This is a genomic window from Kordiimonas laminariae, from assembly GCF_023008165.1.
Taxonomy (GTDB): Bacteria; Pseudomonadota; Alphaproteobacteria; order Sphingomonadales; family Kordiimonadaceae; genus Kordiimonas; species Kordiimonas laminariae.
Map to the genome: position 1 here is coordinate 428,399 of NZ_JAKQZA010000001.1, position 15,374 is coordinate 443,772.

At 48.0% G+C, this 15,374-nt stretch carries 14 protein-coding genes; 6 read left to right on the forward strand and 8 right to left on the reverse strand.

Going from position 1 to position 15,374, the window contains the following annotated elements; translation table 11 throughout:
• Window positions 1-1,575 carry a PAS domain-containing sensor histidine kinase gene (locus MF542_RS02045; protein ID WP_247015420.1) on the reverse strand — a complete coding sequence of 525 codons (1,575 nt, stop codon included), beginning with the start codon at window positions 1,573-1,575 and terminating at the stop codon, window positions 1-3.
• Window positions 1,576-1,861: 286 nt separating this feature from the next.
• Here MF542_RS02045 and MF542_RS02050 point away from each other — a divergent pair, with 286 nt between their 5' ends.
• The 3 genes from MF542_RS02050 (at window position 1,862) to MF542_RS02060 (ending at window position 7,326) form a co-directional block, all read left to right on the forward strand.
• Window positions 1,862-3,046 carry an efflux RND transporter periplasmic adaptor subunit gene (locus MF542_RS02050; protein WP_247015422.1) on the forward strand — a complete coding sequence of 395 codons (1,185 nt, stop codon included), beginning with the start codon at window positions 1,862-1,864 and terminating at the stop codon, window positions 3,044-3,046.
• A 12-nt stretch (window positions 3,047-3,058) separates the two neighbouring features.
• Window positions 3,059-6,178 carry an efflux RND transporter permease subunit gene (locus tag MF542_RS02055; RefSeq protein ID WP_247015424.1) on the forward strand — a complete coding sequence of 1,040 codons (3,120 nt, stop codon included), beginning with the start codon at window positions 3,059-3,061 and terminating at the stop codon, window positions 6,176-6,178.
• Window positions 6,179-6,306: 128 nt separating this feature from the next.
• Entirely contained in the window at window positions 6,307-7,326 is a 1,020-nt protein-coding gene (locus MF542_RS02060; RefSeq protein ID WP_247015426.1) for an alpha/beta hydrolase, read from the forward strand.
• On the opposite strand, the gene MF542_RS02065 is transcribed toward MF542_RS02060, so the two are convergent.
• The 4 genes from MF542_RS02065 to MF542_RS02080 all read right to left on the reverse strand — a co-directional run bounded on the left by MF542_RS02065 (window position 7,323) and on the right by MF542_RS02080 (window position 10,568).
• Complete coding sequence (locus MF542_RS02065; RefSeq protein WP_247015428.1) at window positions 7,323-7,514, reverse strand: hypothetical protein; 192 nt, start codon at window positions 7,512-7,514, stop codon at window positions 7,323-7,325. The two genes, MF542_RS02060 and MF542_RS02065, sit on opposite strands and share 4 nt — an antisense overlap.
• A gap of 121 nt (window positions 7,515-7,635) precedes the next feature.
• Window positions 7,636-9,387 carry a gamma-glutamyltransferase gene (gene ggt, locus MF542_RS02070; protein WP_247015430.1) on the reverse strand — a complete coding sequence of 584 codons (1,752 nt, stop codon included), beginning with the start codon at window positions 9,385-9,387 and terminating at the stop codon, window positions 7,636-7,638.
• Between the two features lie 164 nt (window positions 9,388-9,551).
• The gene (locus MF542_RS02075) at window positions 9,552-10,046 is read right to left on the reverse strand and encodes a VOC family protein (RefSeq protein WP_247015432.1); all 495 of its coding nucleotides are present in this window, start codon (window positions 10,044-10,046) and stop codon (window positions 9,552-9,554) included.
• Window positions 10,047-10,100: 54 nt separating this feature from the next.
• Complete coding sequence (locus tag MF542_RS02080) at window positions 10,101-10,568, reverse strand: YHS domain-containing (seleno)protein (protein ID WP_247015434.1); 468 nt, start codon at window positions 10,566-10,568, stop codon at window positions 10,101-10,103.
• Between the two features lie 153 nt (window positions 10,569-10,721).
• Here MF542_RS02080 and MF542_RS02085 point away from each other — a divergent pair, with 153 nt between their 5' ends.
• Window positions 10,722-11,696, forward strand: a complete 975-nt coding sequence (locus MF542_RS02085) for a carbon-nitrogen hydrolase family protein (protein WP_247015436.1) — start codon at window positions 10,722-10,724, stop codon at window positions 11,694-11,696.
• Between the two features lie 23 nt (window positions 11,697-11,719).
• Here the strand turns inward: MF542_RS02085 and MF542_RS02090 are convergent, their stop codons facing one another.
• Complete coding sequence (locus MF542_RS02090; protein WP_247015437.1) at window positions 11,720-12,568, reverse strand: DUF2306 domain-containing protein; 849 nt, start codon at window positions 12,566-12,568, stop codon at window positions 11,720-11,722.
• A 143-nt stretch (window positions 12,569-12,711) separates the two neighbouring features.
• Here MF542_RS02090 and MF542_RS02095 point away from each other — a divergent pair, with 143 nt between their 5' ends.
• Window positions 12,712-13,725: an AraC family transcriptional regulator gene (locus MF542_RS02095; protein ID WP_247015439.1), complete on the forward strand. Its 1,014-nt coding sequence runs from the start codon at window positions 12,712-12,714 to the stop codon at window positions 13,723-13,725.
• A 124-nt stretch (window positions 13,726-13,849) separates the two neighbouring features.
• Window positions 13,850-14,365 (forward strand): helix-turn-helix domain-containing protein, encoded by a 516-nt coding sequence (locus MF542_RS02100; protein ID WP_247015440.1) that lies wholly within the window; start codon window positions 13,850-13,852, stop codon window positions 14,363-14,365.
• Here the strand turns inward: MF542_RS02100 and MF542_RS02105 are convergent.
• Both MF542_RS02105 and MF542_RS02110 read right to left on the reverse strand, forming a co-directional pair.
• Window positions 14,362-14,793, reverse strand: a complete 432-nt coding sequence (locus tag MF542_RS02105; protein WP_247015442.1) for a PACE efflux transporter — start codon at window positions 14,791-14,793, stop codon at window positions 14,362-14,364. The two genes, MF542_RS02100 and MF542_RS02105, sit on opposite strands and share 4 nt — an antisense overlap.
• 60 nt (window positions 14,794-14,853) lie before the next feature.
• Window positions 14,854-15,222, reverse strand: a complete 369-nt coding sequence (locus tag MF542_RS02110) for an NUDIX hydrolase (protein ID WP_247015444.1) — start codon at window positions 15,220-15,222, stop codon at window positions 14,854-14,856.
• Between the last annotated feature and the right edge of the window lie 152 nt (window positions 15,223-15,374).

The window sequence follows — 15,374 nt, forward strand, 5'->3', positions numbered from 1 at the left end:
CTAGATTTGATCTAGGCTTTCATCTTCATAGCTATCTTTAACTTTCTCCCGCACCTTTTCAGGCGGGAACAGGATATTCACCCGTGTGCCGATACCTGGCTGGCTATCGATTGTCATCGTAGCATTCAGTTTTTCAGTAAAGGCAGTCACCAGCGGTAAGCCAAGCCCCGAGCCTTCATGACGCTTGCTCAGGCTGGTATCCACTTGCCCGAACGGACGCTTCGCGATTTTAATTTCATCTGGTGTCATGCCAATACCCGTGTCAGAGATACTGAGGCACAGCCCCGCATTCCCTGTACGAGACAGGCACATTTTCACATGCCCGCCCGGCTCAGTGAACTTCACTGCATTTGAAAGAAGATTCAAACCAATCTGCTTGATAAGGCGTTGATCAGCCTCAAGCTCAACTGTCTCGTCCATATCCTTCTCAAGCGTAATATCATTTTCAAACGCACGCTGCTGCACGAGTGTCATACACATATCAAGGCTATTGGTTGGATCAATCCAATGTAAATACGCTTCAAGCCGTCCTGCTTCTACCTTCGACAGATCAAGGATATCGTTGATGATGGAAAGAAGATGCGTACCACTTTCATGAATATCCTGTGCATATTCACAGTAACGATCATTCCCAATCGGCCCAATAATCTGGTCTCTAAGAATTTCAGCAAATCCAAGAATTGCGTTCAGTGGCGTTCTAAGCTCGTGGCTCATATTCGCGAGGAATTCGGATTTCGCACGGTTCGCAAGTTCTGCCGAATCCTTACTTCGCTGCAGTTCCTGCGCCTGAATAAGTTCATCCGTTACATCGCGGCCAATAAGCAAAAGAAGCTGTTCGCCAGCATGGTCAATCTTCTGTGCATTCAACTGAAAATGCCTAATCATATTGCCGCGTGTACGTACCGTTGCTGGCACGTTTGTCATGGAAACTGTCATCTTCAGTTCTTCAACAAACCTGTTAAGGAAGGTCGAGTCTGCCCAAATACCGAGCGCCTCAGATGTGCGGCCAATGACATCATCTCTGCGGTAACCAAACACATTCAGGAAAGCCGGGTTTACATCAAAAATGCGGCCATCTGTGAGGCTTGAGAGCAACATGACCTCAGGGGTAATACGGAAAATATTCTGGAACAACTGCTCGGAACGGTCGTGGGCATGCGCCACTTCCTTCTGGTCTGTCACGTCATAGAGCGATGCAACAACAGCTTCATGGCCTTCCCAAACGACAGGCTTCACGGTTCCACAGAACCAGCGCATTTCAGTTGAGTTCACAAGGAAACGGAATTCAAACGTGCCGCCGTCAGATTTACCTTCAAGGCAATTTTCGAGTTTTTGTTGAAGAAGAATGCGATCTTCAGGGAAAACCCATCCCATAAAATATGATAAATCGCTGATATTTTCTGCATCTGTATCAGTGAACAATGCCTTCGCTGCACCGTTCATAAATAACATTGTCTCTCTGTTACTTACAAAAACACATTCCGTAATAGCATCAAGGAGCATCGCCATCTCGGGCCTGCTGTTTCTTTTAACAGCTTCCTCACCTTGATTTTGCGTATCTGAACCCTGCGACACTAGCTAAACCCCAAATGAAAGAATCGTGTAAACATAAAGACATACACCTAACATCTCATCGATCCTTACTACACATAACATGCTCACCAAACATGGACGTTCGTGCACATGTTCACCATTGAAATACTATTCCACATACTTTTCAAGAGCTTATAAAATATAACTCGTAATTTTAGGTTAAGTTTCCTAAATAATTTAAAGGTCGACTCTTGAGGCCGACTGTTATATAACGAAAAAGATAAATAAGAAGTGGCACAAAGCCACACTAACATATGCGAGGATAGCAGTGAGGAAGATTGCAAAGATTGCAGCGCCTATTTCGGTCGTTGTGGCTGCCGCCATTGGTTTAAATGTGCTTGCAGCATCGAAAGAAGCTCCAGAAACTACGCCAGAAGCGCCACGTACGGTTTCCATGTATGTTGAGCAAGTTCGTGCGGAAAATGTAACGCTTTCCGTTACCACGCAAGGCGAAGTAACACCCAAGACACAAATCAACCTTGTGCCGCAGGTGAATGGACGCATCGTTAAAGTTTCTGATGTATTTGCGGAAGGCGGGGCCTTTGAGCCAAATACAACACTCATCCAGATTGATGACTCAGATTATAAACTTGCCGTAATCAGCCAGGAAGCTCGTGTAGCACAAGCTAAAGTGCAGCTGGAGCGCCAACTTGCTGATGCCCGCATCAAAAAGAAGCAGTGGCAAGACTGGGTTAAAGACGGAACACCAACCCCCCTAGCCCTAAACGCACCACAGGTTGCTGAAGCTCAGGCAAATATGCGTGCAGCAGAAGCTGATCTTGAAACAGCTAAACTCAACTTAGCCCGTACAACAATTTCAGTGCCATTTAAAGGCCGTGTCGCAGAGCGCAGCATTGGTCTTGGTCAGTTTGTATCGCAGGGCACACAGCTTGGCCGCGTATTCGCGACAGATACTGTTGAAGTAAGACTACCACTTACAGATGCCCAACTTGCTGAACTAAACCTGCCAATCGGCTTTATCGCTGGTGAAATTCCGGCGCCAAACGTAACATTCTCAGCATCCATGGGCACAAAAACTTTCCAGTGGGAAGGTAAGATCGTACGCATCAATGCTTCCATCGATCAGCAGACACGCCTTGTGTACGCAATCGCTGAAGTGAACGATCCTTACGGTGCCGCAGCAGATCATAATGTACCGCTAGCAGTAGGCATGTTTGTAAACGCTGAAATCCAAGGTGTTGCACCGCGCAACGCAATGGTACTGCCTCGTCTGGCTCTTAGAAGCGAAGACAAGGTTTACGTAATCAGCGACAGCAAACTACAAATCCGTACAGTAGACATTATGGCGACAACACGTGATCACCTTTATGTTTCATCAGGCGTTCAGCCAGGTGACCAAGTGGTGACATCACCTGTATTATCTGCGGTTGAGGGCATGTCAGTGGAAGCCATTACAAAGACTGCTGACGCCCAAAACACTACCTCAGAATAAGGGGAGGCCAACATGAATGGTTTAATTGAATGGTGGGCGCGTAATACCGTTGCTGCTAACCTATTGATGGTTGGTATCATCTTGGCTGGTATTTTCGGCTTTACGTCCATGGAAAAGGAAATGTTCCCACAGGTACGTTTCCCTGGCCTTCAAATTCAGGTGGCATGGCCTGGCGCTGGCCCAACTGAAGTGGAAGACCAAATCGTAGCCCGGATTGAAGAATCTGTGCGTGACCTTGATAATGTTGAATGGGTTCGCTCTTCTTCATCTGAAGGGTTCGGTGCGGTATATATCCTTGCAGAGCAAAGTGTTGATTTCACACAGTTCATGAACGATGTGAAAATCCGTGTAGATTCCATTTCCAGTTTCCCGCGTGATATTGAACCGCCACAGGTTCAACAGTGGGTAAACAGAGATGAATTTATCCGTGTGGCCCTTTCCGGCCAACTGCCTGAACGTGATTTGAAACGTTTAGCAGAAAAGCTGCGCCGTGAAGCCGCTCAGTTACCAGGGGTAAATCTGGTAGAATTGTTTGGTGTTCGCCGTGAAGAAGTTTCAGTTGAAGTTTCCGAGGAAAACCTGCGCCGCTATAATCTTTCTTTTGCAAATGTAGCTACTGCTATCCGTAACAGCTCTATCAACCTTTCTGGTGGTAATGTTCGGACAGATGCCGGTGCTTATACAATTGCAATTCGTAACCGTGCGGATACGCAAAAAGAGTTCGGCGAAATCATTGTTCGTCAACAGCCTGATGGCGGTACAATCCGCGTGAAGGATGTGGCAACTGTAGTAGATGGTTTTGAAGATTTCGATATTCTTGCAACCTTGAACGGTGAGCCTGCAGTATTACTGCAAGTGATGACCACAGAGGTTATGGATATTGTAAAAGCTTCCCAGTCTGTAAATGAATGGATTGAGAAACGTCAGGAATCGCTTCCAGTTGGCGCGACATTAACTCTTTGGACTGATGAAGCCGAAGCCTACAACGGCCGTATGACAACAATCACTAATGCCGCTGGTTCCGGCCTTATTCTGGTATTAATCGTACTATTATTGTCACTACGTCCGAAAGTAGCTTTCTGGGTAGCAGCTGGTATTGCAACAGCATATGCTGGTGCCTTCGTATTCCTGCCTGCACTTGATGTATCCATCAATATGCTTTCAACATTCGCCTTCCTGCTTGTGCTGGGGATTGTGGTGGATGATGCCATTGTAGTGGGTGAAAGTATTCACACAGAAAGCCAGAAAACTGGTGGCGGTATTACGGCAGCAGTATTTGGTACACAGCTTGTTGCCAAGCCAGTGGTATTCGCGGTTCTAACCACCATTATCGCGTTCGTTCCGTGGATTATGATTGATGGTTCAACAAGCGAATTTACACGTCACATTACATGGGTGGTTATCACTGCTCTATTCTTCTCGCTTGTAGAATCTCTTCTTATTCTACCTGCTCACCTTTCACACCTGAAACCACGTGAGAAGGTTGGTGCATTTGGCAGGTTCCAAAAGAAAATCGCTGGCGGTATTATCAGCTTCGCTGAAAACCACTATCGCGGCATGGGTCAGTGGTCAGTTAACAACCGTTATCTAACTACTGCTATCTTCATTGCTGTCTTTATGACTGCTATGACTCTCTTCAATGCTGGTTTTGTGAAGAAAAGCTTCAACCCTGATTTCGAAGAAGATGAAATCAGAGTGAATGTGAACATGCCTGAAGGTTCTCCATACAGCCGTGCTCTCGAAGTATTAACGCAGCTTCAGGATGCTGAGCGTACGCTTGTAGAAGAAGTAGAAGCGGAAGAAGGTAAAAAAGGTACTCTTATTGAAAACTGGTACACTCGCTCACGCGCAGAAAATATTCTTGCGATTGTGAAGCTTGCGCCGCCAGAAGTGCGTACCCTTACTACAAAAGATGCCGCTATTCGTCTTCGCGAACTACTTGGTGAAATCCCAGATGCCAAATCAGTAACCGTTGAATATAAAGATGGAAACAATGACCCGGGCTTCGAACTTTCTGTTCGTCACCCTGACCTTGATATCCTTCGTGAAGCGGTAGCTGACCTTGAAGACAAGATGCGTACGTACGACATTCTTTATGATGTACGTAACAACCTTGCAGCCGCTTCTGAGGAAATTCGCTTAACACTGCGCCCTGGTGCAGAGAAACTAGGCCTTAACCTTGCTGATGTTTCTCGTCAGGTTCGTCAGGCATACTTCGGTGAAGAAGTACAGCGCCTGCCACGTGCTGGTCAGGATGTAAAAGTAATGGTTCGCCTGCCTAAGAGCGACCGCCGCAGTGTGGAAAGCCTTGAGCATCTGCGTATCCGTACAAATGATGGCCGTGAAGTACCGCTTCTATCTGTTGTTCAGGTAGAGTTTGCACCTGGTATCAAGAGCATTCAGCGCTGGAACTTCAACCGTGCAGCACGTGTTTCTGCTGACATGAAAGAAAACAAGCGCGGCGAAATCATGGAAGACCTGGAAAAGAACTTCTTCCCACAGTGGGAAGAAAAATACCCAGGCCTTATCCGTGGCTCTATCGGTCAGGCTGAAGGTGAAGCACGTTTCGTTTCTCAGGTTATCAAACTTTACCTAATGGCGATTTTCGCGATGTATATGCTGATTGCTGTTGCCTTCAAGAGCTACTGGCAGCCAATCGCGATCCTTGTGGCAATCCCGTATGCGTTTGCCGGTGCGGTATTCGGTCACTTTACAGCTGATCTAACTATGGCAATCTTCAGCTACTTCGGTATCGCCGCTGCAGCTGGCGTAGTGGTGAACGATAACCTTGTACTTATGGATTATTGTAACCGCCTGCGTGAGCGTGGCTTGAATGCTTATGAAGCAGTGGTAGAAGCAGGTGTGGCGCGTTTCCGCCCTATCCTTCTAACATCGGTAACAACGTTTGTTGGCCTTGTCCCAATGATGCTTGAAAGGTCAATTCAGGCAGCATTCCTGAAGCCAATCGTTGTATCCCTTGCTTCTGGTGTACTTATCGCCTTCTTCGTAACATTGTTTATGGTGCCTGCACTTTATGCAATTGGCGAAGACCTTGGCAGCTTCTTCAGCAACTTGAAGAGCCGCATGAAAGGTCGTGGTAAGCGCATTAGCCAAGGCGCACCAGCTGAATAATCAGCGCTGATATAAAGAAACAAGAAAGGCTGCGTTTTTCGCAGCCTTTTTTTATTTGCCTCGTGTGATAAACCCTGCGCCGTTCGCGAATAATGAAACATAAGCAACAACACACAGCGAGCGACACAATGCAGGACAAAAAACCAACGAGTTTCATTAAACGCACCTTCACTACCTTAGCCGTGGTTGCCCCAATTTTATTCGGAGCGGCTGCTGCCATGGTTCATATAGATAATCCAGATTTCTCTGATGCAGGCCCAAGAGAACCAATGAGTGCTCAGATGGTTGCTGATTTAGGGTTCGAACAAAAATTCAGCCATGAACCTCATCCTTTTACTGTCAGAGACGGCACTAAAATTTTCGGGCGAAAATACGCTAGCAAGAACGCAGATACGGTTATCATCCAACTCCACGGCGTTTTGGCAGACGGTTTTCAAAGCAACCAATTTGCTGGCAACATTCGAAACGCCACGAATGCAACGGTCTATTCCATTGACCTGAGAGGCCACGGTATGTCTGGCGGCAAACCGGGTGACCTAAGCTACACAGACCAGTACCGGGATGATGTGGCTGATATTGTTAAGCATGTACGAACCCTACATCCAGACAGCAAAGTGATGGTCGCGGGCCATTCGATGGGTGGCGGCATCCTTCTCCGTTACGCCATGATGGATGATGCGCCACAGGTGGACGGCTATATCCTGTTCGCCCCGCTTCTCGGGCAAGATGCGCCCACTATGGAGCAGCCAAACAGTGTCGAGAAACAAAGCGGCGGCTTTATGAAAGTGCATATTCCGCGCCTTATCGCGCTGGGTTTCTTAAATATCTTCGGTTTTGATGCATGGAACCATAAGCCTGTGATGTTCTTTAACTTGCCTGAAGAGGCGCCTCTGAACACATACAGTTTCAATGCCGCTGCCAGCATGTCACCGGCCCACTATAAAGACGGTTTGCAAGCAATTGATAAACCCCTGTTCGTAACTATAGGCAGCCATGACACCACCTTTAATTCAATGGTTTACGGCCCAGTAGTGCGAAACAACACAGATGGCACCTTCTACCTCACTGAAGGCGCATCCCACAACGGCGTGCGGCATGATAAGAAAGCAATGGAAGCTTTAGGGAAGTGGATTAAGGCAAACAACTAACCTACAAAAGGCCAGTTTAAGCACTGACCTTTCAAGGTCAGCTTCTCTTTCTGTAAATTATGTATGCCACTATCAAAAGAATGCTTGAGAGAAAGAATGTTTTCAATGTGTCCACCCAAGAAAAGGTACTCAAGAATACCGTAAAGATAGACACCGCAAAAACGGCCAATCCTAACATCAAAGGCCATTGGTAAATCCTTCTTATGAAACCTCTTCTTATATGTTCGCGATTAAACACATCTATCCTCATCAAAAAAAGCTGCCTGCATCATGCAAGCGGCTTTAGTGTTTGTCTAGCTTTCGCTGTACCTAAAAACCAGCAGCATGGGAGCCCGGTCTACGCGGGTCTGCAGCACCTGTGATATAGCCGTCCGGTGTCATCATTACTGATTGTTCAGCGCCAAGCACACCAACACGGCCCTTAACCGGGTCAAGACTTACATCATGGCCCATCTTCGCGAGAATACGGCGCGTATCCAGGCTGAAGCCAGCCTCTGTGTAAATCTTATCAGGGAACCACTGGTGGTGGAAACGAGGTACGCTGGTTGCCGCCTGCGCATTCATACCGAAATCCATCACGTTCAGGATTGTTTGCAATACTGTAGTGATAATGCGCGAACCACCTGGGCTACCTGTTGCCATCAGTGGCTTACCGTCTTTGAACAGGAAGGTTGGTGTCATCGAGGATAGCGGACGCTTACCCGGCTCAATAGCGTTTGCTTCACCACCAAGAAGACCAAAGGCATTTGGCACACCCGGTTTTGCAGAGAAATCATCCATCTCATTATTAAGAAGGAAACCAGCTTTATCCACCGATTTACTGTTACCGTATGTGAAGTTCAGCGTGTAGGTGTTTGCCACCATATTACCCGCCTTATCCATCACAGAGAAGTGGGTGGTATCATGGCTTTCGCGCGGTAGCTTTGGTGCTGGTGCGATTTCTGTTGATGGCGTAGCACGATCCAGCTTGATTTTGCCTCGGATTTCAGCGGCGTAGTTTTTATCTGTAAGCGCAGCGCGCGGTACGTTGAAATAATCAGGGTCACCGAGCCACTTGGAACGGTCCGCATACGCATATTTCATTGTTTCCGTAAGACGGTGAATATAGCCCGCACTGTTATGGCCTTCTGCTGCCATATCATACCCTTCAAGCACATTCAGCATCTGCACAACGTGGATACCACCAGATGATGGCGGCGGCATTGTTACCACCTTGAACCCACGGTATGTACCAACGATTGGTTCACGCTCTTTGGCAACATAGTTTTCAAGGTCTTTGTGGGTTATCAATCCACCGCTTGTTTTCATTTTTTCAACAATGGCATCCGCTACCCAGCCTTTATAAAAACCGTCAGCGCCTTTGTTCGCGATCTCTTCAAGGGCATTTGCAAGCTCAGGCTGTTTGAAAACCTCACCCGCCACATAAGGGCTGCCATCTGCTTTATAGAAAAGCTTCAGGCTAATCGGGTCACGTTCAAGGCGAGGCTTATAACGGGTCAAACTGTCCTGCAGGGCCCATGTCATTTCAAAACCATCACGGGCAAGGCGAATAGCAGGCTGCATAACTTGCTTCAACGGTAAAGTTCCGTATTTTTCAAGCGCCTGCGTGAGGCCCATTACAGTGCCCGGCACACCAGATGACTTTAGGCTGAAACGCGCGAGCGCATTATCAACATCACCGTTCGCATCAAGGAACAAATCCCGGTGCGCGGCCGCTGGCGCCATTTCACGGTAATCAATAGCGATGGTTTTATCTTCTTCCGCCAGATAAACCATCATGAAACCACCACCGCCGATATTACCAGCTTGTGGGTGAGTAACCGCAAGGGCAAAACCCGTTGCCACCGCGGCGTCCACCGCATTACCACCAGCCCTTAAAATTTCAAGACCAGCTTCACTTGCATGATATTCCTGAGAAACCACCATGCCGTTCTTGGCGATAGTTGGGTGATACTGAATGTCATATGTAATAAGCGGGGTTGGAGATTTTGTCTGAGCAGACACACCAAAGGTGGCGCTAACCCCAATAACAAGAGCTGAAACCAAAGACATCAAACGCATACAAATACTCCCCGATCATTTAAAAGGGCTGTGAAACCACAGCCCTTACATAATTCCATCCTACATTAGGGCATATTCGCCAGAAAAGGAAAGCCCTGCATTGCAAGAATATGTTGAAACCTGTGCTATAAAATATTGTTTTATTGCTCAGATTTTCCAATGAATTATTGCCCGCGGCGTTTTCCGCCCGGCACGATGAACTCAAGGCGAACACCTGATGGCTCGCGGATCATCATATGTGTGGTTGGTCCGTTACCCAAAAATTCAGGCGCGAATTCAATTTCCACACCATCCACTTTCTGGAACTTGGCGTGCAGATCATCCAGATCTTCAAGCGTATTCACAGTAATGGCCAAATGGTGCAGGCCCACGTTCTTGCGGCGATCAAACGGTGTTGCTGTTGCAGGATCTTCCACCTGCCAAAGAGTTAAAAACAAACTGCCGTCTGTCACAAAAATCGCTGGGTAGTCCGGGCGCCCACCCGCTTCTTTCCAACCAAGTGTTTTTGTGAAAAAGGCCGCTGTCTTCTTCAAGTCACGTACAGCTAAACCAAGGTGATTAACACCTTTTGTAACGATTTCTGTCTTTTCCTGTGCCACTACCGGGCTTGCGATAAGGGAAGACACCACGATGGATGCTGCCGCCAGGATTGCTTTCATTTCATTAGTCCTTAAGTAAAAAAGCCTGCCTCAAATGAGACAGGCTTGTTTGCATTATTTCGCCGACTTCAAGTCCACCAAGCCAGGGTAATTTTTATCCCCATCCTTGATGTATGTTGGAATATCTTCTGACCAGCGCTCCTGAACATGCTTGTTGTAGTTCAGGTAAAGCTTGTTATCCACAATCTTCCATGCTTCCGGATCACCAGATGCTGTGTAACCGTGGCCTACAGCCCACGCGCAGTAACCGCCATATTGCGGTGCATATTTCGCAGGATCTTTCTTAAACAGCTCAAGATTCTTCTTTGAAGAAAACAGCCATTCAGCTCCCATATATTTTGTTGAAAACTCGTCAGAGCCTTTAACGGCTTTACCTTCAGTAAAATAAGCAACCGTATCATAACCGCTTACCGCTTCACTGCTTAGAAGGCCTGTATAAATCGCATCTTCTTCTGCTGATGCTGCAGCCGCACCGCCAAATACCAATGAAAGTGCGATGAAAATATTTTTTACAAATTTCATGTCTCTACCCATGACTAAAAACTACTCCACCCTCAATAGGATTTTTAATACAGAGAGTCCCCTAACGTCAGGTAAAGATTTCGTGTATCAGAAACTATTCCATAAGGTGCTGTTTCGTGGAAAACTGCAGCCACGTTTTAGGGAGGGTATATCGTGACAGAAAATCCAAAACTCGCCATTGTTCAGGAAGCACCTGTTTTCCTGAATCTTGAAGCCAGTACTGAGAAAGCAGTAAAGCATATTCGGGAAGCAGCCAACCAAGGCGCAAATATCATCAGCTTCGCAGAATGCTGGTTACCGGGCTACCCAGTATGGCTGGATTTTTCGCCGGAAGCTGCGATCTGGGATCATGCTGGCGCCAAAGCCCTATTCCGCACCCTATATGAAAACTCTGTGGTACGCGGAGACAAACACCTGAAAGCTATTCAGGATGTCTGTAATGAAACAGGCAGCTATATCGTAATCGGTACCCACGAACGGGACGGTAACACGCTTTATAACACCACCTTCACCTTCACACCGGGTGCGGCAGAACCAGTACCCCACCGAAAGCTGGTACCAACTTATACAGAACGCCTTGTGTGGGGCCGCGGTGATGGCAGCACAATGGAAACGGTGGAAACCCCGTGGGGCACATTAGGCAGCCTGATTTGCTGGGAACACTGGATGCCGCTCGCGCGGGCTGCCATGCATGCCAAGCACGAAACCTTCCATATCGCTCAGTGGCCGATTGTAAAAGATATGCACCAAGTGGCCAGTCGCCACTATGCATTTGAAGGCCGCTGCACGGTTGCAGCTGCAGGCTCGATCATGACACGAGGCGATGTGATTGAAGGCTATAAATCGCTCGGAAACACAAACGCTGAAGCGCTTGCAATGCTGGAAGCCATGCCAGGTAAAAACAGTGATTTCATCCATAATGGCGGCAGTTCAATCGTCGCAGCTGATGGCAGCTATCTGGCAGACCCGCTCTTTGATGCAAGCGGTATTGTGATTGCAGAGGTAGATACCAGCCTTCTCAAAGAGCAAGCACAAACCCTTGATACAAATGGGCATTATAGCCGTCCTGATATCTTTGAGCTTTCAGTAAATACCCGCCCGATGGACGGGGTGAAGTTTGAGGGGTAAAGCACCCCTCAAACCCCATCGGGCTATTGCATTATTTTCGGAATCCAGTTCGCGGCAGTTACCGCGAACACACCGAATGCCATAGCACTTGTTGCAAGAAACAGTGTGCCCGAAACTACGAACTTTCCTGTTTCCTGCGCCCGTTCCTGTGCCCAAAAATAGGCCTCAAGCAGTAGTAGAGGCAACAACCACTGACCGTATGAGGTGAAATACAGGAACGGGCCGGAGAAGGTTTTAAAATCAATCCCGATACCGCCAGTGGCGAATATCCAGCCAAAAATCATAAGCCGCACAAACCATACGGCGCTTACCATCATGAAGAGCCTTAAGGCCCACTTTCGGTGTGCTTTAAAATCCCGGTTGCGAGCCGTGAAATATGCTTTCCACGCGAAGATAAATATCAACACACCTGCACTACTGGTACCAATATGCTGGATGGTATCCCCAATACCACCTTCCCGAAACCAGGTCATATAAAGCCCAGCTGCGCTCACAAGCAGGGAAGCCAACATATAAAATCGGCCATTCCACCGGTGAAAGGTTGGGAATTTTGCCCTGAATTGGGACCACAGCTGAAGTGGCCCACCGCCAATAATAATCGCTGCCAAGAGCACATGGGTTGCCACCGCTAAATTACCAACGACATCACCTTCCACATAGCCTGAAGGAAGGTGTGTATTTTCAAACGCAGCTACACCGCCCGCGAAAAAGCGGCTACCAAAAAATACCGCGATATAGGCCGTGAAAAACCACTGGCCAACGGCTGTCACGAGCCACCAGTATTTTGCTGCCATATCAAGAGAACGTTTCGCCGCTCGCTTGCGCGTGTTCTTGCTGCCCGGCGCCAAACCGGGGGCCGTCATATCTGTCATGGGGTTTTCCTCGCATTATATTTTTATCGTTATTTCCTTTATGTAAGGGTCCCCATCCAGCATTCCCATGACTGCAGCAATCAAACTGTTGGCATCTCGTAACGCGGTCTTTAAACTAAGAAAAAAACAATGAGGAAACGCTCATGAATATAGCGACAGTCTCCGCAGGATATTTTTCTGCTCACCTTGAATTTGCCTGCGCCCACGGCGCGAACCGGGAAGATCTTCTTACCCGTGCTGGTGCCAGTGCTTCCCAGCTTGAAAACCCTGATAACCGAATTCCGCTTGAAGGCTATATCGCCCTTACCCGCGCTGCAAAGGAGCTAACCGGTGATCCCGCATTGCCGCTTAAATTAGGGGCGAATGAAAACTTCAATGAAATCTCTGTGGTGGGCATGATGTGCTATTCAGCGCACACTATGGCAGAGGGCTTAAACCTTCTTAACAGATTCGGTTACCTGGTTGCCGAACTGGATGTGCCAGAAAAAGACGACCGTTTCCAGATTGTACGCGAAAGCGGTAAAACATGGATGGTAGACACCCGTTTTAACGCGAATGATTTCCCTGAAATGACAGAGGAAACATGGTCACGCTTTGTGGCAGAAACCAAACGCACCTTCCCTGATGAACCTCATGTGATTGAAGTGCATGTTACCCACGCCGCACCAGCACACGCCGCAGAATATGAAAAATTTATGCCCGGCCCTGTGGTGTTCGGCAGTGACAGAAACGCCCTTCTTATTCACGAAAGCTGGCTTGATATTCAGCTCCTTTACCCGAATGTTTATATCCTCGGGGTACTGTCCGAACATGCGCAAAAGCTGCTGGATGAACTACAGCACGGTAAAACCACCCGCGCTCAGGTGGAAAGCCTCCTGATTCCAGTTCTGCATAAAGGCAATTATAATATGGATACGGTGGCAGAGCAGATGAACATCAGCCGCCAAACGCTATACCGGAACCTGAAAGCTGAAGAAATAAATTTCGAACAGCTTCTTGATGAACTTCGGGAAAAAATGGCGATCCACTATCTGAACGGACAAAAAGCTTCTGTAAATGAAACCGCCTTTCTGGTTGGTTTTGCTGATCCGAGCTCCTTTTCGCGTGCCTTCAAGCGCTGGACAGGGCAAACACCGGGCAGCTTCAGGAAAGGCTGATTTGCTAATTTTTTAGCGTGCGGATACAGTTAAATCACGCCCCTGTCGCGTCATGGCGGGGGCGTGTCGTGGTTTATAACCCCGTGTTTCCAATATGCATCAGGCATCAACAACGGAGCATAGTATGAGTGTACAGAAATACCGCTTAGAGAAAGCCTGGTCACAAGAAGAACTCGCATTTCATGCGGGAGTTAGCGTGCGCACAATTCAGCGTATTGAAAGCGGCAAAACCGCTAGCCTCGAGACACTTAAATGCCTTGCGGCCGTTCTTGAAACTAACGTCAGCGATTTAATGACACAGGAAAGAACGATGTCTGAAAAAACAGAAACACGGCCCGAGAACACGACAGAAAACCACCCAAGCTTCAGCAGCCTTAAGGCATCACGCGAAGCAGAAGCTATTGAGCATGTAAAAAACCTGAAAGGCTTTTACACACACCTTCTGGTGTTCGTGCTGGTTATGCCGGGCCTTATCCTTCTCAATCTTTTGCTTACACCCGTATTCCACTGGTGGATTTTTGTATTGGTGCCGTGGCTGTTTGCCATTGCACTGCAAGGGGCAATTACTTGCAATTTCTTCAAATTCCTTGGCCCAGAATGGGAAGAACGGGAATTCCGCAAACGCATGAACCGGGATTAAGGTATCTGGCTTGCCTTCTGCTGCGTCACCATCCGGTGGCGCACCACATCATACACCCAGTTGAAGATAAACGCATAAACAAGGAAGAAAGCCACCCCACCGATATCAAGCAGCAGAACGGTAAGGAAATCTTTATCAAGCACATACATGATAAGCGGGAAGGAGCTGATAATCATCGCCGCTTCAAACCCTACTGTATGAAGGATGCGGATTTTCACGGTGCGTTTAATGCGTTCATGCCCGAACACAATATCGAAACCCCAGTTATAGAGAAAATTCATCAACATCGCGATAAGCGACAGACCGATGCTCAGCCCCGCCATAGCACCCGCGCCTTCCCCAGTTGCCAGCATCGCCAGCGGGATAAACAGTAGAAGCGCAATGGCTTCAAACAGCACCATATGAAACAGGCGTTCCTTAACAGACATACTCACTCCTAAACATGCCTGCACCATAACGGCGGGCGGCATCTTTGGAAATGAAATACTTCAGGAAAGGCTATCAAGCAGCTGTTCCACAAGCGGCGCCATGCGCGCCCGGTCTGAAACCCGCATGCGCTCCACACCCGTAATCTCAGCCTGTACTTTCACATCCGGCACATGGGGCGCGCGGTAACAGATAAGCTCTGCCTCTGCCGTACGGTCATGGTTCGGGCCGGAAACGGTGCCTATATGCTCAAACTCAGCGACAGAAAGCACGATACCCAGTTCTTCTTCAAGCTCGCGGGAAAGGGCTTCAGTGGGCGTTTCACCCGCATCAATCTTGCCGCCGGGGAAATACCACACATCATTATCCCGCGCGCGCACCAAAAGCACAGTATCCCCCACAATATCCACAAGGCACGCGCATCTGATCATAAAATCCCCCATCTATCCGGCTGCTCGAAAGGCCATGATCATAGGCATGCACCAGCTGGCACAGCAAGGCCAAAATCATATCTTTGTCAGCCAATTGATTTCGCGGAAGAAGCTTCCTAAATAAAGTTTACGCCAACAGGAAACCGGAAGGA

Excerpts from the sequence above, each read along its gene's own strand:
- MF542_RS02105 (WP_247015442.1), bottom strand. The coding sequence starts at position 14,793 with ATGTCTGTTAAGGAACGCCTGTTTCATATGGTGCTGTTTGAAGCCATT.
- MF542_RS02110 (WP_247015444.1), bottom strand. The coding sequence starts at position 15,222 with ATGATCAGATGCGCGTGCCTTGTGGATATTGTGGGGGATACTGTGCTT.
- MF542_RS02055 (WP_247015424.1), top strand. The coding sequence starts at position 3,059 with ATGAATGGTTTAATTGAATGGTGGGCGCGTAATACCGTTGCTGCTAAC.
- MF542_RS02090 (WP_247015437.1), bottom strand. The coding sequence starts at position 12,568 with ATGACAGATATGACGGCCCCCGGTTTGGCGCCGGGCAGCAAGAACACG.
- MF542_RS02100 (WP_247015440.1), top strand. The coding sequence starts at position 13,850 with ATGAGTGTACAGAAATACCGCTTAGAGAAAGCCTGGTCACAAGAAGAA.
- MF542_RS02080 (WP_247015434.1), bottom strand. The coding sequence starts at position 10,568 with ATGAAATTTGTAAAAAATATTTTCATCGCACTTTCATTGGTATTTGGC.
- ggt (WP_247015430.1), bottom strand. The coding sequence starts at position 9,387 with ATGCGTTTGATGTCTTTGGTTTCAGCTCTTGTTATTGGGGTTAGCGCC.
- MF542_RS02060 (WP_247015426.1), top strand. The coding sequence starts at position 6,307 with ATGCAGGACAAAAAACCAACGAGTTTCATTAAACGCACCTTCACTACC.
- MF542_RS02065 (WP_247015428.1), bottom strand. The coding sequence starts at position 7,514 with ATGGCCTTTGATGTTAGGATTGGCCGTTTTTGCGGTGTCTATCTTTAC.
- MF542_RS02095 (WP_247015439.1), top strand. The coding sequence starts at position 12,712 with ATGAATATAGCGACAGTCTCCGCAGGATATTTTTCTGCTCACCTTGAA.
- MF542_RS02075 (WP_247015432.1), bottom strand. The coding sequence starts at position 10,046 with ATGAAAGCAATCCTGGCGGCAGCATCCATCGTGGTGTCTTCCCTTATC.